General features: G+C 34.6%; 22 protein-coding genes and 1 tRNA gene. 19 read left to right on the top strand and 4 right to left on the bottom strand.

The window, feature by feature from the left end; all coding sequences use genetic code 11:
- The first annotated feature begins 95 nt into the window (after nt 1-95).
- Nucleotides 96-2,057, top strand: coding sequence for a DNA primase (gene dnaG, locus C1X07_RS23080; RefSeq protein WP_103072421.1), 1,962 nt, complete (start codon nt 96-98; stop codon nt 2,055-2,057).
- Here dnaG and C1X07_RS23075 read toward each other — a convergent pair.
- Both C1X07_RS23075 and nadE read right to left on the bottom strand, forming a co-directional pair.
- A complete protein-coding gene (locus C1X07_RS23075) occupies nt 2,054-2,686 on the bottom strand; it encodes a response regulator (RefSeq protein WP_103072420.1) in 633 nt (210 codons plus the stop codon). The two genes, dnaG and C1X07_RS23075, sit on opposite strands and share 4 nt — an antisense overlap.
- Before the next feature lie 142 nt (nt 2,687-2,828).
- Nucleotides 2,829-3,617: an NAD(+) synthase gene (gene nadE, locus C1X07_RS23070; RefSeq protein WP_103072419.1), complete on the bottom strand. Its 789-nt coding sequence runs from the start codon at nt 3,615-3,617 to the stop codon at nt 2,829-2,831.
- A gap of 192 nt (nt 3,618-3,809) precedes the next feature.
- On the opposite strand from nadE, the gene gldB reads away from it, so the two are divergent.
- The 3 genes from gldB to C1X07_RS23055 are packed head-to-tail and all read left to right on the top strand — an operon-like array spanning nt 3,810 to nt 5,531.
- The gene (gene gldB / locus C1X07_RS23065) at nt 3,810-4,778 is read left to right on the top strand and encodes a gliding motility lipoprotein GldB (RefSeq protein WP_103072418.1); all 969 of its coding nucleotides are present in this window, start codon (nt 3,810-3,812) and stop codon (nt 4,776-4,778) included.
- On the top strand, nt 4,778-5,116 hold the full coding sequence (gene gldC / locus C1X07_RS23060; protein ID WP_103072417.1) for a gliding motility protein GldC: 339 nt from the start codon (nt 4,778-4,780) through the stop codon (nt 5,114-5,116). The genes gldB and gldC overlap by 1 nt, the downstream gene beginning before the upstream one ends.
- A 58-nt stretch (nt 5,117-5,174) precedes the next feature.
- Nucleotides 5,175-5,531: a GTPase gene (locus tag C1X07_RS23055; protein ID WP_103072416.1), complete on the top strand. Its 357-nt coding sequence runs from the start codon at nt 5,175-5,177 to the stop codon at nt 5,529-5,531.
- 1 nt (nt 5,532) lies between these two features.
- Here C1X07_RS23055 and yihA read toward each other — a convergent pair whose 3' ends face one another.
- Together yihA and C1X07_RS23045 are read right to left on the bottom strand one after the other, a co-directional pair.
- Entirely contained in the window at nt 5,533-6,138 is a 606-nt protein-coding gene (gene yihA / locus C1X07_RS23050; protein ID WP_103072415.1) for a ribosome biogenesis GTP-binding protein YihA/YsxC, read from the bottom strand.
- Between the two features lie 14 nt (nt 6,139-6,152).
- A complete protein-coding gene (locus C1X07_RS23045; protein ID WP_103072414.1) occupies nt 6,153-6,923 on the bottom strand; it encodes an alpha/beta fold hydrolase in 771 nt (256 codons plus the stop codon).
- Nucleotides 6,924-7,224: 301 nt separating this feature from the next.
- On the opposite strand from C1X07_RS23045, the gene mraZ reads away from it, so the two are divergent.
- From mraZ to C1X07_RS22970, 15 genes are all read left to right on the top strand, one after another.
- Nucleotides 7,225-7,692: a division/cell wall cluster transcriptional repressor MraZ gene (gene mraZ / locus C1X07_RS23040; protein ID WP_103072413.1), complete on the top strand. Its 468-nt coding sequence runs from the start codon at nt 7,225-7,227 to the stop codon at nt 7,690-7,692.
- Between the two features lie 65 nt (nt 7,693-7,757).
- Nucleotides 7,758-8,654 (top strand): 16S rRNA (cytosine(1402)-N(4))-methyltransferase RsmH, encoded by an 897-nt coding sequence (rsmH, locus tag C1X07_RS23035; RefSeq protein ID WP_103072491.1) that lies wholly within the window; start codon nt 7,758-7,760, stop codon nt 8,652-8,654.
- Complete coding sequence (locus C1X07_RS23030; RefSeq protein WP_103072412.1) at nt 8,651-8,962, top strand: FtsL-like putative cell division protein; 312 nt, start codon at nt 8,651-8,653, stop codon at nt 8,960-8,962. The genes rsmH and C1X07_RS23030 overlap by 4 nt, the downstream gene beginning before the upstream one ends.
- A 60-nt stretch (nt 8,963-9,022) precedes the next feature.
- Nucleotides 9,023-10,963, top strand: coding sequence for a penicillin-binding protein (locus C1X07_RS23025; protein ID WP_103072411.1), 1,941 nt, complete (start codon nt 9,023-9,025; stop codon nt 10,961-10,963).
- A complete protein-coding gene (locus C1X07_RS23020; protein ID WP_103072410.1) occupies nt 10,960-12,423 on the top strand; it encodes a UDP-N-acetylmuramoyl-L-alanyl-D-glutamate--2,6-diaminopimelate ligase in 1,464 nt (487 codons plus the stop codon). Before C1X07_RS23025 ends, C1X07_RS23020 begins: the two co-directional genes overlap by 4 nt.
- 49 nt (nt 12,424-12,472) lie before the next feature.
- Nucleotides 12,473-13,705 carry a phospho-N-acetylmuramoyl-pentapeptide-transferase gene (gene mraY / locus C1X07_RS23015; RefSeq protein WP_103072409.1) on the top strand — a complete coding sequence of 411 codons (1,233 nt, stop codon included), beginning with the start codon at nt 12,473-12,475 and terminating at the stop codon, nt 13,703-13,705.
- A 1-nt stretch (nt 13,706) separates the two neighbouring features.
- Nucleotides 13,707-15,041: a UDP-N-acetylmuramoyl-L-alanine--D-glutamate ligase gene (gene murD / locus C1X07_RS23010; RefSeq protein ID WP_103072408.1), complete on the top strand. Its 1,335-nt coding sequence runs from the start codon at nt 13,707-13,709 to the stop codon at nt 15,039-15,041.
- A gap of 146 nt (nt 15,042-15,187) precedes the next feature.
- Nucleotides 15,188-16,390 carry an FtsW/RodA/SpoVE family cell cycle protein gene (locus tag C1X07_RS23005; protein WP_103072407.1) on the top strand — a complete coding sequence of 401 codons (1,203 nt, stop codon included), beginning with the start codon at nt 15,188-15,190 and terminating at the stop codon, nt 16,388-16,390.
- The gene (gene murG, locus C1X07_RS23000; protein WP_103072406.1) at nt 16,387-17,496 is read left to right on the top strand and encodes an undecaprenyldiphospho-muramoylpentapeptide beta-N-acetylglucosaminyltransferase; all 1,110 of its coding nucleotides are present in this window, start codon (nt 16,387-16,389) and stop codon (nt 17,494-17,496) included. The genes C1X07_RS23005 and murG overlap by 4 nt, the downstream gene beginning before the upstream one ends.
- Nucleotides 17,497-17,508: 12 nt before the next feature.
- Nucleotides 17,509-18,855, top strand: a complete 1,347-nt coding sequence (gene murC / locus C1X07_RS22995) for a UDP-N-acetylmuramate--L-alanine ligase (protein ID WP_103072405.1) — start codon at nt 17,509-17,511, stop codon at nt 18,853-18,855.
- The gene (locus tag C1X07_RS22990) at nt 18,852-19,571 is read left to right on the top strand and encodes a cell division protein FtsQ/DivIB (RefSeq protein WP_103072404.1); all 720 of its coding nucleotides are present in this window, start codon (nt 18,852-18,854) and stop codon (nt 19,569-19,571) included. Before murC ends, C1X07_RS22990 begins: the two co-directional genes overlap by 4 nt.
- 7 nt (nt 19,572-19,578) lie before the next feature.
- Entirely contained in the window at nt 19,579-20,934 is a 1,356-nt protein-coding gene (gene ftsA / locus C1X07_RS22985; protein ID WP_103072403.1) for a cell division protein FtsA, read from the top strand.
- Nucleotides 20,935-21,016: 82 nt separating this feature from the next.
- Nucleotides 21,017-22,993: a cell division protein FtsZ gene (gene ftsZ, locus C1X07_RS22980; RefSeq protein ID WP_103072402.1), complete on the top strand. Its 1,977-nt coding sequence runs from the start codon at nt 21,017-21,019 to the stop codon at nt 22,991-22,993.
- Between the two features lie 178 nt (nt 22,994-23,171).
- Nucleotides 23,172-23,621 carry a GatB/YqeY domain-containing protein gene (locus C1X07_RS22975; RefSeq protein WP_103072401.1) on the top strand — a complete coding sequence of 150 codons (450 nt, stop codon included), beginning with the start codon at nt 23,172-23,174 and terminating at the stop codon, nt 23,619-23,621.
- 34 nt (nt 23,622-23,655) lie between these two features.
- Nucleotides 23,656-23,729: transfer RNA gene (locus C1X07_RS22970), tRNA-Arg, on the top strand.
- Nucleotides 23,730-23,849 lie beyond the last annotated feature (120 nt).

Here is a 23,849-nt window from a genome sequence, read left to right as displayed (position 1 = left end):
TTTTAGACAGCCTCTTTTTTTTATTAATGAAATAAGCAGAATGTGTCTCGGGAATTATATTATTTTTGTGCCTATAACTTAGAGTAAATAATTCCATGATCCATAAGGCTACTATAGATGCTGTATTTGAAACTGCCAGATTAGAAGAAGTGATAGGCGATTTTGTACAGTTAAAAAAAGCAGGTAGTAATTTTAAGGGCTTAAGTCCATTTAGTGATGAAAAGAGTCCTTCTTTTATGGTGTCTCCTGTAAAACAGATATGGAAAGATTTCTCTAGTGGAAAAGGAGGTAATGTAGTTGCTTTTTTGATGGAACATGAGCACTTTACCTATCCGGAGGCGATAAAGTATTTAGCGAAAAAATATAATATTGAATTTGAAGAGACCGAGCGAACCGATGAGCAAAAGCAGCAAGCTGATGAAAGAGAAAGCATGTATTTGGTTAGTGAATTTGCTAATACGTTTTACCAAAACTCCTTACTTAAAACAGAACAAGGTAAAGCAATAGGGTTAACCTATTTTAAAGAACGTGGGTTTACAGAAGAAACAATAAAAAGATTCGAGTTAGGGTACTCTCCTGATGTTTGGGATGCATTTACATCCGAAGCGATAAAAAAAGGGTATCTGCTCAAATACCTAGAAAAAACAGGACTTACCATTGTAAAAGAAGAAAAACAGTTTGACCGTTTTAAAGGAAGGGTAATGTTTCCTATTCAGTCAATGTCTGGTAGAGTGTTGGGGTTTGGAGGTCGAATTTTAACTAATGATAAAAAAGCAGCTAAATACCTTAATTCTCCCGAAAGTGATATTTATCATAAAAGTAAGGTGCTTTATGGTATTTATCATGCAAAGCAGACTATTGCTAAAGAAGATAATTGTTATCTGGTAGAAGGGTATACAGATGTGATTCAGTTTAATCAAACGGGGGTTACAAATGTAGTTTCTTCGTCAGGGACAGCATTGACTTCAGATCAAATACGCTTGATTAGTAGACTTACTAAAAACATTACTGTATTGTTTGATAGTGATGCTGCAGGAATGCGAGCATCTATTAGGGGGATAGATTTGATTCTCGAACAAGGAATGAATGTTAAGGTCTGTAGTTTTCCTGATGGTGAAGATCCTGATAGTTTTGCAAAGCAAAATACGCATGAAGAATTAACGCAATATCTCGAGGAAAATGTTCAGGACTTTATTAGTTTTAAGGCATCTCTATTGCAGCAGGAATCCAAGAATGATCCCATTAAGAGGGCAGAATTGGTAAGAGATATGGTGACTAGTATCTCCAAAATACCAGATGTAATTAAACGAGAGATATACGTCAAGGAATGTTCTCGAATCATGGATATTTCAGAAGATGTATTATTTGATGCTTTGGCTCAAATTCGTAATGTCGGTGAAAAAGACCAGCGTAAGCAACAGAAACAAAGCAAGAAATCATTTGAAGTTGTAAAAACCGAAGCAGAGAAGCAACCTAAGGTAAATAGACAATATATATTAGAACGTCATCTTATAAAAGCTTTGTTGATGTACGGCGTTCAGGAAGAAGAGTTTGAGGATTTGATAATGAAAGAAAACGGAGAAGGAGAACTTATTCTAGAACCAGAAATACATAAAGTAAAAGTTTTTGAGAAGATATATCTGGACTTACAAGATGATGAAATCGAATTTACGGATCAAATTTTTAAGGATATTTATAGAATTTTGATTGAGGAGTTAAATCAGGTTAATGAATTTAAAATAGAAAGTTTTATTAATAAAATTCCACCCGAAATCGCCTACGAGATTACTGAAATTATGATGACAGAAGATCGTTATGAGCTTCATAGGTGGGTTGATATGGAAATTCACGTGAAGCAGAAAAAAGATACTATAGCAGATTATGTGAATAATATTATATTGAGCTTGAGAGGGTTTTTAATTGATCAGAAAATAAATGAGCTTTCACAAGAAGTGAAAGCCCAAAACCTTGAAAATAATATGAATATTTTAGAGGATATTAGAGATTATCAAACCCTCAAAAAATTACTATATAGAAAGCTAAACAGGGTTGTTTAGCTTATGTGTAGTAATCTGGATTGATGAATTAAATCAGCCAGATTGTCTACTTTTAGTTTTTTTAGCAAGCGCGTTTTGTACGTGCTTACCGTTTTTTCGTTAATAGATAATGTAGTAGCTATATCCTTATTCCGTTTTCCTGATGATAGTAAATTAAGTACTTCAATTTCTCTTGAGGATAGTTTCTTGTACTTTACAACCATATTGTTTTCGTTGGCATTTCCATTGGCCAATTGTTGTGTAAGGTTGTCATTTAAATAGATACCACCTCTTGCAACACGTTCGATTGCTTTTTTAAGTGTTTTTGTAGGAACGGTTTTAGATAAATATGCAGATGCTCCTGCTTTAATAGCACTTAATGCATACATTTCTTCGGGATGAGAGCTAAAAATAATTACTTTTATTCCAGAGAATTCTTTCTTTATGGTTCTCAAGGCCATAATTCCATTGATTTGAGGTAAATCTAACTCCATAATGAGTACATCTGGAGTGTTAGCTTTCAAAACATCATACATCTCGTTTCCATTGCTTACTTTGCCAATAATTTCATAATCTTCTACATTACGAAATAAAGAAACGATCCCCTTCCTTGTGATTGGATGATGATCTGCGATTAATACGGTTGTCATTCTTGTTTACGATTGTTAATGTTAGTTTAATTTTAAGAGTTTGACATCTTTAAGTTAGGGGTAATTTTTAAATCTTTGTGCAAAATTACTAAGAACTAACGGTCGTAAACTTTTTTTTGTGTGTTTATCGATAAAAGGTTGATTATATTAGATTAACGGGTATTTTACAGACAGGAATCGGTATCATTTTATGTTGGTTTACGGTATTTAGGCGAATAAAAATTTCAAAAACCTCTTTCTCTCTATCTTTAAAATCGTCGATTTGTTTACCTTCTTCTTTCATTTTCATTGCCCATTCTAATTCGTCATAGCTTGCTCCGATTTGGTCTTCGTCACTTCTACTGTCTCCAAACAACCCATCAGTAGGTGCTGCTACTTGTATCGAATTAGGGACATCTAGAAATTTTCCAATTTCATACACTTCACTTTTTAATAAATTGGCAATAGGACTAAGGTCTACACCGCCATCTCCGTATTTAGTGTAAAAACCAACTCCAAAATCTTCAACCTTATTGCCTGTTCCTGCAACTAGATATCTGTGCAAACCTGCAAAATAGTACAAAGTGGTCATTCGTAATCTGGCTCTGGTATTTGCTAATGATAAGTCAAGTTGTGCACTCGGATCTGTTTGAGGAACTACAGATTTTAATTCTTCAAAAACCGATGTCAGGTTTACTTCGGTATCCGATACATTCTCGTACTTCTTTTTAAGTTGGGTGATATGCTCCTGAGCCCTGCTAACCTGGCTTGGTGCTTGATGAATCGGCATTTCTACACAAAGTGTTTTTAAACCGGTTTTAGCACACAGAGAAGAAGTGACGGCACTGTCAATCCCACCACTTATACCCACTACAAAACCTTCCATGTTTGCTTTGGTAGCATATTCTTTTAGCCAATTTACGATATGATCGATTACTTTTTCTGTTTGCATGTTTTGTATTTTGTTGTTACTAGGTGAACGTTATTTTTGTGTTCTAAAAAGCATACCATTAAAATTAGTGCTTAGTATTTCTAATTTTGTACTTAGCAATTTGATGTATTACCTTTGCGAATATAAAATTAATAAAAAAAGATGGCGTTCTGGAGGAATAAGAGTTATTTGCGTAGATATCATAATTTGAAGATGAATACGATCAATTTTTTAAAAATAGCGGCTCTTTTTTGTATTCTATTTTCCTGTTCTAAAGAAAGTAAGATAAAGAAAGAAATTGTTAAAATTCCTGTAACTATTAATATTGAGCGTTTTGATCAGTTGTTTGCGGGGTTGACCCCAGAAAATTTACCTGATCTCAAAAAAGAATATCCTTTTTTGTTTTCAGAGAAATACAATGATAGTATATGGGTTAATCGATCTAAAGATACAATACAGTTAGAAGTAAACAGAGAAATTGAAAAAGCATTTTCTGATATTTCTCAAGAAAAAGATGAGCTTCATTCACTTTTTCAGCATATCAAATACTATTTTCCAGAAATTAAAGAGCCTAGGATTGTTACAATTACATCTGATGTGGATTATCGTAATAAAGTAGTCATTTCTAAGGGTTTGTTGGTGATTTCTCTAGATACGTACTTGGGTAAAGATCATCATTTTTATGAGGGGATACAAAAGTACTTAAGGCAGAATTTCGAAAGGAAATATATGGTGTCGGATGTGGCTTCTGCCTATGTGAAAAACCAAGTTGGCCCAATAAGAGACAGGACATTTTTGGGGAACCTTATTTCTTTTGGGAAAGAACTATATCTAAAAGATTTGCTCCTTCCTGATTTTAAAGATGCAAGAAAAATGGGGTATACAGAAGAACAATATGCTTGGGCCGAGGCTAACGAAGAGCAGATTTGGAGGTTTTTTGTAGATCGTCAATTGTTGTACAGTACAGATAGCTCTCTTATGCCAAGATTTTTGTACCCAGGGCCGTTCTCAAAGTTTTATTTAGAAGAAATTGATAAAGAAGCACCAGATAGAATAGGGCAATTTATAGGATGGAGAATTGTAACTTCTTATATGAAAAATAACAATGTATCTTTGCGGCAATTAATATTGGCTGATGCAGAAACGATTTTTAATACATCAAGATATAAACCAAAACGATAATGGCAAACATGCATAAATCTGAGATTAAAATAGATATTGAATTAGACGAAAACCGAATTCCAGAGCAGTTAAAATGGACTGCAAAAGATGGGGGGGTAGAAAATGAGGAGACCAAAGCAATGCTTTTGTCGGTATGGAATAGTGAAAGTAAAGAAAGTTTACGAATTGATCTATGGACCAAAGATATGCCGGTAGATGAGATGAAGATCTTTTTTCATCAAACACTGGTGGCAATGAGTGATACTTTTTATCGTGCTACTCAAGATGAGAAAATGTCTGCGACAATGAAAGATTTTTGTGATTATTTTGCAGAGAAATTAAATCTAAAACAGAATTAATATACACTATTTTGAAATGTTTTGAAGGTTTTATTGACTAACCTCCAAAATTATATTTTTGAAAAAGAAACTACTTTTTGTATATAATACTAAGTCTGGTATTCTAAATAAATACCTTGATGGTATTCATAAGATAGTTAGTCCAAATACGTATTCCTGTTCGCTTTGTGGCTTGACACACGGTAGGTTTTCTGAAAAGGAAGCTTGGAAGAATTATAGGGAAAATGCTGATTTTGAATTTGAGTTTATGTATAAAAATATGTTTTTACAAAAGTATACTAATGAAGTGTATAATAACCTCAGTTTTCCTGTTGTATTGCAAAAGAAAGAAAATGAAGCTGTTGTGTTTTTGGATTCAAAAGAACTTATGTCATTGCGTTCTATAGAAGAATTGATTGAAGTTTTAAAAAAATAAGCTAAGAGTTTTTTAGTTCATTATTGATTTCAGCAATATAATTTAGAAGTTCGTCTTTACCAAGTCCCGAGGTGGATGACGTGATGAAGTATTTTGGCATTTCTTCCCAATACTTAAGCATTTCTTCTATATAACTGTTTATCTGAATGGGTAGCTTGTTTTTTGATAATTTATCTGCTTTTGTAAAAACAATAGCAAAAGGTATTTGGTTTTCGCCTAGCCATTGCATAAACTCAAGATCTATTTTTTGAGGTTCATGTCGACAATCTACCAATATAAAAGCGCATACCAACTGAATTCTTTTTGAAAAATAAGAGGTTATGAATTTTTGAAATATTTTTTTTGCAGACTTAGATACCCTTGCGTAGCCATATCCTGGTAGATCAACCAAAAACCAAGCTTTATTAATTACAAAATGATTAATGAGCTGTGTTTTTCCTGGTCGACCAGAAGTTTTGGCAAGGCTCTTACGACTAGTAAGCATGTTAATTAAGGAGGATTTTCCTACATTGGATCTTCCAATAAATGCATATTCCGGGAGTTTCTCTTTAGGGCATTTGGAAACATCGCTATTACTTATTACAAATTCAGCGCTGTTAATCTTCATAATATCTGTTTTGATTAGAAGTTACGCTCTTGTAGCCAGTTGTGAAATAACTTGTTAAACTCGTCGGGGTGTTCCATCATTGCGGCATGCCCGCATTTGTCTATCCAATATAAGTCCGAGTCAGGTAACAATCGATTAAAATCATTGGCTACTTCTGGCGGTGTAACATTGTCATCTTTTCCCCAAATAATACAGGTTGGTGTATTCATTTTTGGTAAATCTTTTGCCATGTTGTGTCGAATAGCACTTTTGGCAATTGCTAGAGTTCTGATCAACTTATTTCGATCATTTACTGTAGAATATACTTCATCAACAATTTCTTTTGTTGCAATGGCTGGATCATAAAACACATTTTCCGCTTTGGATTTAATGAATTCATAATCACCACGTTTTGGGTAGCTTTCACCCATCGCACTTTCATAAAGACCAGAGCTTCCTGTTATAACAAGAGCCTTTACTTTTTCAGGAAACATTTTGGTGCATAAAAGTGCAATATGACCTCCAAGAGAATTGCCAAGAAGTATGACCTCTTTGTCACCATATCCTAAGCGATCTATAAAATCCTTAAGATACTTGGCATAGGTGCTAACTTTAGTTTTTAATAAAGGTAGAGTGTAAACTGGAAGTTCTGGGATCAAGACCTTATATCCATTTTCAGGAAAATAAGAACTTACACCTTCAAAATTACTCAGCCCACCCATCAATCCATGTAAAATGATGATCGGTGTACCTTCCCCTAAATCTAGATAACTAAATTTTCCGTCTTTTTTTAATTCGTGCTTCATTAATACTTCTTACAAGAATTAAACGCAAATATAGCATTTTCATAATTAGTTTTGAGTTTTTTTATCAATACTACAGAATGATTTTTTTTATTTTTTTTTTGACCGATTAATTCTGATCAAAATTGTCTAAAAGCACGAATTTACAAGCTGTATCGTAGAGTGTTGATAGACAAAATCTTATGGTTATTGAATGAATTCGCTTTGCTTTTTTAAAGACAACTTATTAACAATGTGGTAGATTGTGGTAAAAAGTGGTAATTTTTTCAATATATTTGACTTATTAAACGTTTAAGGGGATAAAGTGGTAAATCTAATCGGCACATATGAATGTAAGGCAGACGCTAAGGGACGTCTAATGATGCCTGTTGCTTTCAAAAAGCAACTTTCGCCGGTGTTGCAAGATGGATTTGTATTGAAAAGAGCTGTTTTTCAGCCTTGTTTGGAGTTGTATCCAATGGCGGAATGGAATCTTTTAATGCAAAAAATCAACAAACTTAACCGCTTTAAAAAGAAAAACAATGATTTTATCCGGCGATTTACTGCTGGAGTAAAAGTGGTAGAAATCGATGCTGCAGGTCGTCTTTTAATTCCAAAAGACTTAGTCAGCTTTGCAGGTATTACTAAGGATTTAGTATTGTCTTCAGCTGTCAATATTATAGAGGTTTGGGATAAAGATAAGTACGAAAAAGAAATTGAAGATGTAGCCGGGGATTTTGCTGATTTGGCAGAAGAGGTTATGGGACTTGACGATGAGTTGAGTTTTGATTAGTGAACAGGCAGCAATCGAGAGAATAAGGATTTGATTTAACTATTGAGGTAATAGAGATGAAACAGATGGAGTATCATAATCCAGTTTTACTTAAAGAAACAGTAGATGGGTTGGCCGTTAAGCCAAATGGAGTCTATGTAGATGTTACATTTGGCGGCGGTGGCCACTCTAAAGAGATTTTGAAAAGATTGGGAGTAGACGGTAAGTTGTTTGCTTTTGATCAGGATAAGGATGCTTTGGGTAATGCACTGGATGATGAGAGGTTTGTTCTGATAAATGAGAATTTTAGGTTTCTTAAGAGGTTTCTTAGGTTTTACGGGATTAAAAAGGTTGATGGTATTCTAGGTGATTTTGGAGTTTCGTCACATCAATTTGATGTTGCCGATAGAGGGTTTTCTACTCGTTTTGAGGCAGATTTGGATATGAGAATGAATCAAGGTGGAGAGGTGTCTGCATATCATGTTATTAATGAATATGACGAGTCTGATTTAAGAAGAATGTTTTTGCAATATGGAGAATTAAGAAATGCACCAAAGCTTGCAAGAGCGATAATAGCCGTTAGAAAAGAAGAGCCTATAAAAACAAGTGTAGAATTAAAAGAGGTATTGAAACCATTTTTACCAAAACATAAGGAGCATAAAGTATTAGCACAGATATACCAAGCAATTCGTATTGAAGTAAATCAGGAAATTGAAGTTCTTAAAGAATTTTTGTTACAAACAACGGCTCTTTTGGATCCAGGAGGTAGGATTAGTTTAATATCCTATCACTCTCTAGAGGATAGATTGGTAAAACGGTTTATACGAAATGGTTTGTTTGAAGGAGAGCCAGAGAAAGATCTATATGGTAATGTATCTGTACCTTTTAGAAAAGTAGGAAGATTAATTGTTCCTGAACAAGAAGAAATTAAAGTGAATAATAGAGCACGTAGTGCAAAACTTAGAATTGCAGAAAAGATTTGAAACAAAAGATTTATGACATATTAAAAGGTAAGTTCCTTATTGCAGATGATGCAATGAAGAATTGGAGAATGTTGTTGTTTTTGTCTTTTTTGGCAATAATAATGATTGCAAGTTCGCACAACGCAGAGAGTAAGGTTCACGAAATTGCAAGATTAAATAATGAAGCAAGAGAACTAAGAACACAATTTGTAGATGGAAAAACGGTGTTGATGAGATTAAAGATGGAGTCTTCGATAATAAAAAAGATGATGCAAAAAGGGTTAAAACGTCCGGCAACACCTCCAAGAAAAATAATAGTAAAAAACTAAGCTGTTTTGGCAATAAAAGAAAAAAACATATTAAACCGGTTGTATTTCATAGCAACGTGTATGTTCATCTTTGCGATTGCAGTATTGGTGAAATTAGTAAACATACAGTTTGTAGAGGGAGATGTGTATCGAGAAAAAGCTCAAGAAAGAGTGTTTAAAACTTTTGATATACCTGCGAATCGAGGTAATCTATACGATAGCAAAGGAAATCTTTTGGCAACATCGGTTCCAAAATATGATATAAGGTTCGATGCACTTACTGTAACCGATAAAGATTTTAGTAAACATATTAAGCCTTTGTGCCAAGCTTTGTCTAAAGAGTTTGAAAAGCCTGTTACGTATTATGATAAGATCATCAGAAAAGCAAGAGGTAATAAAAATAGGTATCTATTAATTCGTAGAAATTTAGGGTATTCTCAATATATGAGAGTTAAAAAATTTCCATTATTTGAATTAGGAGCTAATCGAGGAGGTTTAATTGTAGAGCAGCGTACTGTCAGAGAACATCCTATTGGTAAAATTGCCGAGCGTACAGTGGGGTACGAAAGAAGAGATGATCAGGGGTATTATACCAGAGTAGGACTCGAAGGGGCATATGGTCCGTTTTTGAGAGGTAAAGATGGAAAAAGAAAGAAGCAAAAGATTGCAAAAAATCAATGGAAGCCCATAGGAGATGCTAATGAAGTTGAGCCACAAGATGGGTATGATGTAGTGTCTACAATTGATGTAAATATACAAGATATCGCTCATCATGCTTTATTGAAGCAGCTTGAAGAGTTTGAAGCAGAACATGGTACTGTTGTAGTTATGGAAACTAAAACAGGAGAGGTAAAAGCGATCTCTAATTTAGGACGTACCAAGGCAGGGAAGTATTATGAAAAACTGAACTATGCCGTGGGTGAAGCGCACGAACCAGGATCAACTTTTAAGTTAATGACCATGGTGGCTGCTTTAGAAGATAAGGTAATCGACTCTAGTTATGTGATTGATACCGAAAATGGGCGTGTAAAATTCTATGATAGAGTTGTAAAAGATTCTAAATGGGGTGGTTATGGGAAGATATCAGCAGCAAAAGCATTTGAAGTGTCTTCTAATACCGCTTTTGCAAAGATGATCAATGAAAACTATAAAGATAATCCTCGAAAATTTATAGACAGATTAATCAATATGGGGCTGGGAGAAACACTAGGATTGTCTATTAAAGGGGAAGGGGAACCCAAAATTCCTTACCCTGGAGATGATGATTGGTATGGTACTACTTTGCCATGGATGGCGCATGGTTATGGTGTGGCTTTTACTCCCTTGCAAGTACTAGCTTTTTATAATGCGATAGCTAATGATGGAGAAATGGTAAAACCAAGATTTATTAAAGAAGTGAAAACTTGGGATAAAACCAGAGAAAAATTTGATAAGGAAATCCTTAACCCTACTATATGTTCTAAAGAGACAGCGAAAATTACACAGGAAATGATGAAAAATGTTGTGAGAAAAGGTACAGCAAAAAACATTCTGACCAATAATTTTATTGTAGCAGGAAAAACAGGAACATGTTGGGGGAATTACGGAAGAGATAAAGAACGTGAGTATATTTCTTCTTTTGCGGGGTACTTTCCTGCAGATCAACCTATTTATTCTTGTATTGTAGTAATTCATAAACCTAATAAAGAAAAAGGGTATTATGGAAGTGATGTTGCGGCTCCAGTTTTTAAAACAATTGCAACAAAAATTTATAATGATATCCCAATAATCGATGAAGTATCCTATACCGCAGTAGAAAGTAAGCCTGTAGTAAAAAGTTATGAAAAGTATTATGAGAATGTTCAGAAGTATAAGACCATTATGCCAAATGTAACTGGTATGCCAGCAATGGATGTTATTTCGCTTCTAGAAAATATGGGATTAAAGGTGAAATTAAAAGGCTCCGGGCGGGTTAAGAAGCAGTCTATAAAACCAGGGACTAAAGTAAAAGTAAATCAAACAGTCAGATTAGAATTATCGTGATAGAACTAAAAGATATTTTATACAAAGTAGCTATTAATGCCGTAGTAGGTAATACTGTGTTAAGTATTAATAAAATTGAGTTTGACTCGAGAAAAGTTGAGCAAGATGATGTATTTGTTGCTATTAGGGGGTCTGTTTCTGATGGACATGATTATATAGAGAAAGCAATAAATCAAGGAGCGGTTACAGTGATTTGTGAAAATACACCTGATCTAAAGATTGATGGGGTGACTTATGTAGAAGTTGAAGATACACAGTCAGCTTTAGCGATAATGGCATCTAATTATTATGATTCACCTTCCGAAAACCTAAAATTAGTTGGAGTAACCGGCACCAATGGAAAAACAACCATTGCTACTTTATTGTACCAACTTTTTAAAAAAGCAGGCTACAAAGTAGGTTTATTGTCGACAGTAAAGATTTTGGTGGATTCTGAAACGTATAATACAACACATACAACCCCTGATTCTCTGACGATAAACTATTATCTCAAAGAAATGAATAAAGCAGGAGTTGAATATTGTTTTATGGAAGTTAGCTCTCATGGGATTCATCAAAAACGAACCGAAGGGTTGGTGTTTGAAGGAGGGGTTTTTACTAACCTATCTCATGATCATTTGGATTATCATAATACATTTAAAGAGTATCGTGATGTTAAAAAAGTGTTTTTTGATGGTTTGTCAGCAAAAGCATTTGCATTAGTTAATAGAGATGATAAAAACGGAGCATACATGCTTCAGAATACCAAAGCAAAACAATATGGGTATGCTTTAAAGTCTTATGCAGACTATAGAGGTCAGATTTTAGAAAATAGCCTCGAAGGGCTGTTGCTAAAATTAAATGATCATGAGGTTTGGGCAAAACTGATAGGTAGTTTTAATGCTTATAATTTATTAGCAATTTTTGGTGTTGCCGAACTATTGGGGTTAGAGAATTTAGAGACATTACAGTTGCTTAGTGATTTGCAAAGTGTAAGTGGAAGGTTTGAGTATTTAATTTCAGATCAGAAAATTACGGCTATTGTTGATTACGCACATACCCCAGATGCTCTAAAAAATGTATTGGAAACGATAAATGATATTCGAACTAATAATGAAACATTAATAACGGTTGTTGGTTGTGGTGGTGATAGAGATAAGATGAAACGACCGGTAATGGGTAATATAGCAGCCAAACTTAGTAATAAGGCAATTTTTACTAGTGATAACCCTAGAACAGAAGACCCTGACCAAATTATTGAAGATATAGAAAAAGGGGTAGAGCCATTAGATTATAAGAAAACCTTATCAATAACAGATAGAAAACAAGCAATTAAGACAGCATGTCAATTAGCAAATAAAGATGATATCATCCTTATTGCTGGCAAAGGTCATGAAACCTACCAGGAGATTAATGGAGAGCGATTTGATTTTAATGATTTTGAAATTGTTAAAGAAGAACTTAAAAAACTAAATAAATAAAACCCTTTTTTACTCTCCTGTAAAGGAGTCAAAAAAGGTTATATAACTTATGCTATATTATCTATTTGAATTTTTGGAAAGCGAGTACCAATTCCCCGGGGCTACGCTGTTTCAGTTTATCACTTTTAGGGCTGCAATGGCAATTATACTTTCGCTATTGATTTCTACTATATATGGTAAACGAATTATACGCTTTCTAAGTAGAAAACAAATGGGGGAAAGTATTCGTGAGTTGGGGCTGGATGGGCAATCAGAAAAAGCTGGTACTCCAACAATGGGAGGAGTCATTATTATTTTGGCAACTTTGGTTCCCGTATTGTTATTTGCAAAACTGGATAATATATATGTCATTCTGTTGATAGTAACTACTCTTTGGATGGGAGTGATTGGTTTTACAGATGATTATTTGAAAATAAAAAAGAAAAACAAAGAAGGGTTAGCAGGAAAATTTAAAGTAATAGGTCAAGTAGGGCTTGGAATTATTGTAGGATGTACAATGTATTTTCATGAAGATATAACTATCAAAGAAGAAAAAGTAAAGTCTGAAGTTGAGCAGGTTATTATTGAAGTAGAAGAGACTTCAGATTTTAATCCGGCTATAAAATCAACAAAGACGACAATCCCATTTTTTAAAAATAATGAATTTGATTACTCAAGTTTGATTACTTGGATAAACCCGGATTTAGCAAAATATGCATGGTTGATTTTTATTCCAATCGTAATTTTTATTGTTACAGCAGTGTCCAATGGAGCCAATCTTACAGATGGAATTGATGGATTAGCAGCTGGTTCTTCGGCTATAATGGTATTGACTTTGGCATTATTTGCATGGGTGTCCGGTAATATTATTTTTTCAGATTACCTCAATGTTATGTATATCCCAAATTCTGGCGAAATGACAATTTATATTGCGGCATTCGCAGGGGCTTTAGTAGGGTTTTTATGGTACAATACTTACCCAGCACAGGTCTTTATGGGGGATACTGGTAGTTTGACTATTGGTGGAATTATAGCTGTAATTGCAATAGCTATACGTAAGGAGTTTTTAATTCCAATAATATGCGGGATCTTTTTTGTCGAAACTTTATCGGTAATGATACAGGTAAGTTGGTTTAAATATACCAAGAAAAAGCATGGAGAAGGAAGAAGGATATTTTTAATGTCTCCTTTACATCATCATTATCAAAAGAAAGGAATACATGAGAGTAAGATTGTTTCGAGATTTTGGATTGTTGGGATTGTTTTAGCAATCATAGCGGTTATAACCCTTAAAGTGAGGTAGTATGAAAAGGCTAGTAGTACTAGGTGCAGGAGAGAGTGGAGTAGGAACTGCTATTTTGGGTAAAAAAGAAGGTTTTGATGTTTTTGTTTCAGACAAAGGAATAATTACGGATCAATATAAAGAAGTTCTTAGAAGTTTTGAAATCAAATGGGAAGAGCAACAGCATACAGAAACGAAGATTCTGAGTGCTGATATCGTTATGAAAAGCCCTGGGATTCCTGATAAAGTGGCATTGATAAAAAAGTTACTTGAAAAAGAAATCCCCGTGGTGTCAGAAATAGAATTTGCTGCAAAGTACACTGCCGCTCAGGTAGTCGGTATTACTGGTAGTAATGGCAAAACGACAACCACAATGCTTACGCATTATGTACTTAAGCAAGGAGGGTTGAATGTGAATATGGCTGGTAATATTGGAGATAGTTTTGCAAAGCAAGTAGCAGAAAACGATGCTCCATTTTATGTGCTCGAGCTTAGTAGTTTTCAATTAGATGGAATAAAAGATTTTGCCCCACATATTGCAGTTCTAACCAATATCACCCCAGATCATCTGGATCGATATGATAATAAGTTTGAGAACTATATCGCTTCAAAATTTAGAATTGCGATGAACCAGAAAGAAGAAGATTATTTCATCTATGATGCAGATGATGAGGTGATAAGTGAATATTTAAAGAAACACCCAGTTCGTTCTAGGTTGTTGCCTTTTTCGATAACCAAAAAGGTGGAGAATGGAGCATATTTAGAAAAAGAAAATATAACAATAACAATAGATAATAACAAGATAATCATGCCAACAACAAATTTGAAATTAAAAGGAAATCACAATGTGAAAAATGCTATGGCAGCAGCCACAGTGTCACAATTGCTGAAGATTAGAAAAGCTACCATCAGAGAATGCCTAGAGAATTTTCATGGAGTAGAGCACAGGCTAGAAAGTGTGTTGAAAATAAATAATGTACAATACATTAATGATTCTAAGGCGACGAATGTAAATGCTACATTTTATGCTTTGGATGCAATGAAGTCGGCTACTGTTTGGATTGTGGGAGGAGTGGACAAAGGAAATGATTATTCAGAGTTGTACTCATTGGTAAATGAAAAAGTAAAAGCAATTATTTGTTTAGGAGTGGATAATTCTCGAATTGTTAATGCTTTTGGAAATTGTGTGGATAATATTATTGAGACTCAATCGATGAAAGATGCAGTGAATATAGCTTATAAAATAGCAGAGAGAAATGAAAATGTTTTGTTGTCACCAGCATGTGCGAGTTTTGATTTATTCAAAAATTATGAAGAAAGAGGAAGGCAGTTTAAAGAAGCTGTAAGAGAATTGTAATAAATAGCCTTAAAAAGAGTAGGGTAGTAGGTAAAATGTGTTGTAGATGATGAAGAAATTATGATTAATACTAAAGGAAGTGTCAGTAAAATTTAGGAGTGTATCAATAATGATTAGAGTAATAAGAAGAAAGAATAATTATTTAAATGACTAAAGTATTAGCAAATATAAAAGGAGACAAGATGATATGGGCTGTAGCAGCCTTGTTGGCGTTATTTTCGTTTCTGCCAGTATACAGTGCTAGTAGTAATTTGGCATATTTATATGGCGATGGTAATACTTTTGTTTTTCTGGTAAAGCATTTTGCACATTTAGTACTAGGATTTTTAATTATGTATGGTGTACATAAGATACCTCATCATTACTTTAAAGGGTTATCTATTATTATGATACCCGTAATCATAATATTACTATTGATTACCATGGCGCAAAATAATACGATTGGAGGAGCAAATGCAAGTAGATGGATTCGCGTACCTTTTGTTGGAGTTACGTTTCAGCCCTCCACTCTTGCTGCTGTGGTTTTAATGACATATGTAGCTAGGTATCTTTCAAAAATTAAGGATAAGGTAGTCTCATTTAATGAAACATTACTACCGCTTTGGTTGCCCGTGTTTTTAGTGTTAATGCTGATTTTGCCTGCAAACTTATCTACTGCGGCAATTATGTTTTCAATGGTTATGGTGTTGGTGTTCCTAGGAGGGTACCCTATAAAATATATAGCCGTTATTTTGGGGTCAGGGCTTTTGATACTTACTTTTTTTATTTTGTTTGCCAAGGCGTTTCCGGGAGTTTTTCCTAATCGGGTAGATACATGGGTAAGTAGGGTAGAGAGTTTTGTGGATAATAAGGATACACCAGAAGATTATCAGATCGAACGTGCAAAAATTGCAATTGCCAGAGGAGGAGCTATTGGCACGGGACCTGGTAAGAGTGTACAAAGAAACTTTCTTCCACAGTCATCTTCAGATTTTATCTATGCTATTATCATCGAAGAATGGGGTTTTGTAGGTGGTGTTTTTTTGATGCTGTTATATATATTGTTGTTGCTTAGATTGGTTATTGTAGCTCATAAAAGTGAAGATGTTTTTGGTAAGCTTTTAGTTATCGGGGTTGGACTTCCTATCGTTTTTCAGGCGTTAATAAATATGGCTGTTGCTGTAGAACTTTTTCCGGTTACGGGGCAGACACTTCCGCTTATAAGTAGTGGAGGGACATCAATATGGATGACGTGTTTAGCAATAGGAATAGTGTTAAGTGTGAGTAGTAAAAGAGATATATACGTTGCAGAACAACAAGAAAAAGAAAAAAAAGAAAATCCATTAGAGGTTTTGAGTGAAGTTTTATGAGTAAAAGACTTAAAGTCATATTATCAGGAGGAGGAACAGGTGGACATATCTACCCTGCAATAGCAATTGCTAATGAAATAAAGAGTAGATATCCAAATACTTCTATTTTGTTTGTAGGGGCAAAGGATCGTATGGAGATGCAAAAGGTTCCTCAAGCGGGGTATGAGATAGAAGGATTATGGATTAGTGGTATCCAAAGAAAGTTAACAATGAGTAATTTGTTGTTTCCTATAAAACTATTAAGTAGTCTTTGGAGATCTAGAAAGATTATAAAAAAATTCAAGCCAGATGTAGCTATAGGTACTGGGGGATTTGCTAGCGGTCCATTATTAAAAATGGCAAACTCAAGAAAAATACCAACAATACTCCAGGAGCAAAATTCTTTTCCTGGGATTACCAATAAGTGGCTGGCAAAAGGAGCGAATAAAATCTGTGTAGCCTATGATAATATGGAGAGGTTTTTTCCAAAAGAGAAAATTATCAAAACAGGGAACCCAGTTCGTCAGGATTTACTAAATACTAATGAGAAAAGAGGTCAGGCAGTTGCAAAATATAACCTTGATCCTCAAAAGAAAACAGTTTTGATAATTGGAGGAAGCTTAGGAGCTAGAAGAGTGAATCAATTGATAGAAAAAGAACTTAGTTTTTTTGAAGGAAAAGAAGTTCAACTACTCTGGCAGTGTGGTAAGCTTTATTATTCTGATTATAAGAAGTATGATGACCGTAATGATGTGCAGGTACATCAGTTTTTGGATACGATGGATTTGGCATATGCCGCTTCAGATATTATTATATCAAGAGCAGGAGCGAGTTCTGTTTCAGAACTATGTATTGTAGCAAAACCAGTGTTGTTTATTCCTTCGCCAAATGTAGCAGAAGATCATCAAACCAAAAATGCTCGAGCTATAGTTGATAAAGGGGGAGCTGTTATGGTAAAGGAGAATGAATTGGAGGAGAAATTTCAAAATGTTGTTTCAGAGTTACTCGAATCAAAAGATAAGCAAGCCGAACTTTCAAAAGCTATAAAAGAACTAGCGTTGCCCAATGCTACTTCTGATATTGTGGATGAGATTGAGAAATTAATAGATAATACAACAGAGGAATAGAAGTGCATACTAATGAATAAAGGTATAGAGAACATACAGAATATATATTTTATCGGTATCGGTGGTATCGGTATGAGCGCTCTTGCCAGATATTTTAAGTTTCTGAATAAAAATGTAGCAGGATATGATAAAACCCCAAGTCAGATTACTTCTGATCTTATCGGACTGGGGATTCCTATTCATTTTGAAGATAGTATTGATAATATCTCCGAATCATTTTTAGATCTTCCAGATACATTAATCGTATATACGCCAGCAATTCCAAAAGATCATAAAGAATTCGGCTACTTTCAAAGTAAAGGGTTTTTGATTAAGAAAAGAGCAGAAGTTTTAGGGATTATTACAAAAGATACTTACACCTTGGCTGTGGCAGGGACTCATGGTAAAACTACCACAACAGCAATCCTTGCACATTTGCTTAAAGAAAGTGGAGCAAAAGTAACTGCTTTTTTGGGAGGGATAAGTGAAAATTATAGTTCTAATCTTGTATTAGAAGGAAATGAGGTGGTTGTGGTCGAAGCTGATGAGTTCGATCGATCATTTCTACAATTGTATCCCGATATAGCTGCAGTCACTTCTATGGATGCGGATCATTTGGATATTTACGAAAAAGCAAATGCGTTAGAAGAATCTTTTATAGAATTTTCTTCAAGGGCAAAAGACCATCTTTTGGTTCGTAATGGACTGCCACTTGCTGGTATTACTTTTGGTATTGATGATAACTCAGAGTATTGCGCTCAGAATATACGAATAGATAATGGGACATATATTTTTGATTTAAAAACACCATACAAATTGATTGAAGACTTGCATTTAAACCTGCCAGGTAGACACAACTTGTTAAATGCTATAACAGCCTTTGCTATAGCGATGCTTTACGGCTCCCCGACCGGACCTTTGGCAAAGGCTTTATTTTCTTTTAAAGGTGTACAGAGAAGATTTAGTTACCATATTAAGACAGAAAACTTGGTGTATGTGGATGATTATGCGCATCATCCTACAGAGATTAATGCGTTGCATCAAGCGGTAAGAGAAATGCATCCTGATAAGAGAATATTAGCAATCTTTCAACCTCATTTATATAGTCGTACTAGAGATTTTGCTTCGGACTTTGCTCAGAGCTTAAGCCAATTCGATCAATTGTTACTTTTGGATATTTATCCCGCAAGAGAATTACCTATAGCTGGGGTGACATCTAAATGGTTGTTGGATATGGTAGATTCTGAAAATAAAAAACTAATAAAAAAGAAAGATTTGATTTCATCAATAACAGAAAGTGATGCTCAGGTAATTTTAACTATCGGAGCAGGTGATATTGGTGCAGAAGTGAGTGGTATAAAAGAAGCTTTATTAGTATGAAGAAAAGGATTTTTACATATTTGAAATTTAGTGGGCTGTTTGTTTTAATAGCAGTTCTTTTTGCTTTTTCTAGTAAAAGAAATGAGCAACGAAAGATTAATGAAGTGCTTGTAGAGTTTGTTGAAGAGCAAGATCCATATGTAAATGAAAGAACGGTTAATAAATTGTTAATACAAAATCGTAACAGAGTTACGAACGTGGGTAAAGAAATTTTAGTTTTGAATACTGTAGAGCAAGAGCTAGATGCACATAGGATGATTGAGTATTCTGATGTGTATCTTACTGTAAATGGAGAACTTAGAGCAAGAATCAAGCAACGCACCCCAATTGCCAGGGTTAATGCGGTTACTCCTTTTTATGTAGATGTTACGGGAAATATGATGCCTTTGTCTGATAATTATTCGGCCCATGTACCAATAATTCATAATATATCAGAGAGAGAAGTCGCTAATGTATTTCCTTTATTAAAAAAAATTCAGGAAGATGAATTTTTAAAAAAACATGTTGTAGGTGTGTACCTCGGTGTTGATGGGAATTATGAACTAGAATTAAGAGTATATACATTTAAACTAGTTTTTGGGAAAATAGAAAAATTGGATAGTAAGATTAGAAATTTTAAAGCATTTTATCAAAAAGCATTAAGGGATAATAGCCTTAATAGATATAAGAAAGTCAGTTTGCAATATAGTAACCAAGTGGTGTGCACAATAAAATAATACCAATATGGAACGAGAAACAAATGAAATAGCGGTAGGATTAGATATAGGGACAACTAAGATTGTTGCTATGGTGGGGAAGTACAATGAGTACGGAAAGATGAAGGTGTTAGGTGTTGGTAAATCCAAAAGTTTAGGAGTGCATCGTGGTGTAGTAAATAATATAACTCAAACAATTCAGTCTATACAACAAGCAATACAAGAAGCTGAAAGTGTAGCAGGAGTAAAAATCCAGGATGTTACAGTAGGTATAGCAGGTCAACATATTCGTAGTTTACAACATAGCGATTATATCACAAGATCTAATGCCGATGCAGTAATTGATGAAGAGGATATAGATATACTATGTAATCAGGTGCATAAGTTAGTCATGTTACCAGGAGAAGAGATTTTACATGTATTGCCGCAAGAGTATAAAGTAGATGGTCAAGCCGAAATAAAAGAACCTGTAGGCATGTATGGAGGGCGATTAGAAGCTAATTTTCATGTCGTAGTAGGGCAAGTTACCTCTATCCGAAACATAGGGAGATGTGTAAAAAGTTCTGGATTAGAATTGTCTGATGTAACATTAGAACCATTAGCTTCAGCAAATGCTGTACTCAGTCAAGAGGAAAAAGAAGCAGGAGTTGCATTGATCGATATAGGTGGTGGTACTACAGATCTGGCTATTTTTAAAGATGGAATTATTCGACATACCGCAGTAATCCCTTTTGGAGGAAATGTTATTACAGAAGATATTAAAGAAGGTTGTTCTATAATAGAAAAACAAGCAGAATTACTGAAAATAAAATTCGGATCAGCATGGCCCGGAGAAAATAAAGATAATGAGATCGTTTCTATTCCCGGACTTAGAGGAAGAGAACCAAAAGAGATTACTCTAAAAAACCTTTCAAAGATTATTCATGCCCGAGTGGTAGAAATCATAGAACAGGTCTTTTTAGAAATTAAGAATTATGGGCATGAATCGCCTAAGAAAAAATTGATTGCAGGAATTGTATTGACGGGAGGAGGATCCCAGCTAAAACACCTTAAGCAGTTAGTAGAATACATCACAGGGATGGATACAAGAATTGGGTATCCTAATGAACATTTGGCTGGTAATAGTGATTCTGAAACAACAAGTCCGATGTATGCGACTGCTGTAGGATTAGTAATGGATGGGTTGATTCACATAAAAAAGCGAAGAAAAGTAAGTCAAAAAGAAGCTGTAGTCGGTGCACAAGAAGTAGAAGAGAAAGATGTGGCACTAGAGGATAATACAACAATTGAAGAAGAAAAATCAACGGTTGATTTAAAACCAAGAAAAAATATTTTAGAGAAGTGGACAGAAAAATTCAAGGAATTCTTGGATAACGCTGAGTAGTATAAAAAGATAAGTAATGTTCATCATTTTGAACAGTGAAAACATATAAAAAATAGGTAGGAGAACCAGAAAATTAGCAATTATGAGTAATAACGAGGAGTTCGAAAATATTTCGTTTGATTTGCCCAAAAATCAATCTAATGTGATTAAAGTGATCGGAGTAGGAGGAGGTGGTAGTAATGCCATTAATCATATGTTTCTGCAAGGAATTAAAGGAGTTGATTTTGTCATATGTAATACAGATGCCCAGGCATTAGAAAACAGCTCAATTCCTAATAAAATACAATTAGGAGTTTCATTGACAGAAGGACTGGGAGCAGGAGCAAATCCAGAAGTAGGAGAACAATCTGCCGTTGAAAGCTATGATGAGATAAAAAGAATGTTGGATACCAATACCAAAATGATATTTATTACCGCAGGTATGGGTGGAGGTACAGGTACAGGAGCAGCTCCTATCATTGCCAAAATGGCAAAGGAGTTGGATATTCTAACCGTTGGTATTGTAACAATTCCTTTTCAATTTGAAGGAAGAATGCGTAATGAGCAAGCGCAATTAGGAGTAGAAAAACTTCGTGCGCATGTAGACTCATTGGTAGTTATTAATAATAATAAGTTACGAGAAGTTTATGGTAACTTAGGGTTTAAAGCTGGTTTCTCCAAAGCAGATGAAGTTCTTGCTACTGCATCTCGTGGTATAGCAGAAGTTATTACCCATCACTATACACAAAATATAGATTTACGTGATGCAAAAACAGTACTTAGTAACAGTGGTACAGCAATTATGGGATCTGCTCATGCCTCTGGTAATAAACGTGCTCATGATGCTATTGTTAAAGCGCTAGACTCTCCTCTGCTTAATGATAATAAAATTACTGGTGCCAAAAATGTACTATTACTAATTGTATCTGGTAAAGAAGAGATTACAATCGATGAAATAGGTGAAATTAATGACCATATCCAACAAGAAGCAGGTCATGGAGCCAATATCATTATGGGAGTTGGAGAAGATGAAGCTCTTGAAGATGCTATTTCTGTAACCGTTATAGCCACAGGGTTTGATGTAGAACAACAAGATGAAATTGTAAATACCGAGACAAAAAAGATTATTCATACACTTGAAGATGAGCAAAGAGCTGCAACGCAGAACTTATCTCCTAAATCTACAAGTAGTCGTACCCCGTTGAGTACTCCATTACCAAAACAAGAAGAAGTAAAGGAAGAAAAAATCATAAAGCATGAACTGATTGAGGACGAAATAGAAGTAACAAACAAGGCTGTTGAAGAAGAAGATGCATTAGTTCCGACAACAGATTTGTTAAAGAATATTGATGTGTCCTATGAAGTGGTAAATCCTTTTTCTGCTGATGATGATTTTGTGATTATTAATGCACAGGATATTATCAAGCAAATTGAAGTTAATGATGAGAAAGAGATAAATTCTTTTGAAGAAGAAAAAGAAGATCAATTTGCGCTAGCATTTGATATGCCGGTAGAAAGCAAAAAGGATGAACCAGAAACTACTTCTGGAATAGAAGAAGTAGAGGAGGAGAGACCTATAGTATTTGACTTGAGTGACGATGTTTTGGATTTAGAAGTTAATGACCCTATAGAGGTAGTTCCTGCTGCTGAAAATTTACCAGGAGGCGTTCGTAAGTATAGTCTGGAGGAGTATATGGAAGAAGAGAAACGATTGACCGACGCACAGCCGGCAGAGGTTATGGAAGAGGAGGAAGAAATTGTTTTAGAAAAGAAAACCGTAGCTCCTGCACCCGAAACTGAGAAAACAGAAGAAATAGACCCAATTAATCAGCCTATTTCAGAAACGTTAAAAGCCAGAGCCGCAGAGCGTAGAGCAAAAATGAAAGAATTTAATTATAAATTCAGAAATAGCTCTTCTATTGATGATATAGAGAAAGAGCCTGCCTATAAGCGTGCAGGAATTGATGTGGATGCAAAACCTAATGAGTCAGGCTTGTCTAGAACTTCTCTGGGAACAGATAGTAATGATGATATACAATTGCGCAAAAACAATTCTTTTTTACATGATAATGTAGATTAGGTAATTTATTTTTTGTGGGCTTATAATTTGATAATCACTATAAAAAGTAGAAATACTTCTTATAGAGATTAGAGACTATTTTTAAAACAATTAAAAAAATATAGATAACCGATAAACTGACCTCAGTTTATCGGTTTATTTTTTATCTTCGCAATCCAAAAGATTAAAATCAACTATCATGAGTTTAGAGCAAAAGGTAATGACCGCAATGAAAGAGGCTATGAAAGCAAAGGATACGAATGCGTTAACATCATTGCGAGCCGTAAAATCGGCTATATTGTTGGCTCAGACAGAGAGTGGAGCAAAAGAAGAGCTTACTGAAGATCAGGAATTAAAACTGTTGCAAAAACAAGTTAAACAAAGAAAAGACAGTGCAGCAATTTTTAAAGAACAAGGTCGAGAAGATCTTGCAGAACCAGAATTGGCGCAAGCAGCAGTAATAGAACAATTTTTACCTGAACAGTTGAGTGAAGAAGAGATCGAAAAAATAGTGGTAGATATTATAGCCAAAACAGGCGCAGCAGGAATGAAGGATATGGGTAAAGTGATGGGAATGGCTAATGCCGCTTTAACCGGAAAAGCAGACGGAAAAACAATTTCTACTATAGTGAAAAGTAAATTATCATAATTTATCATTAAGCAGTAATTCTTAATGGTGCAACGGCCTCGTGGCGCAACTGAATAGCGCATCAGATTTCGGCTCTGAGGGTTGGGGGTTTGAATCCCTCCGGGGTCACAAAGTGTTAAAAGCCAGGCATTACTGTCTGGCTTTTTTGTTGGGTATTATTATTTTTTTATATTCTCAAGAATAGAGTCATTTAGGTCACTATATTTCTTAATGTTTCGATATATAAGT

Source organism: Aquimarina sediminis (assembly GCF_002895435.1).
Taxonomy (GTDB): Bacteria; Bacteroidota; Bacteroidia; order Flavobacteriales; family Flavobacteriaceae; genus Aquimarina; species Aquimarina sediminis.
This window is presented reverse-complemented; position numbering and strand designations above follow the sequence as displayed.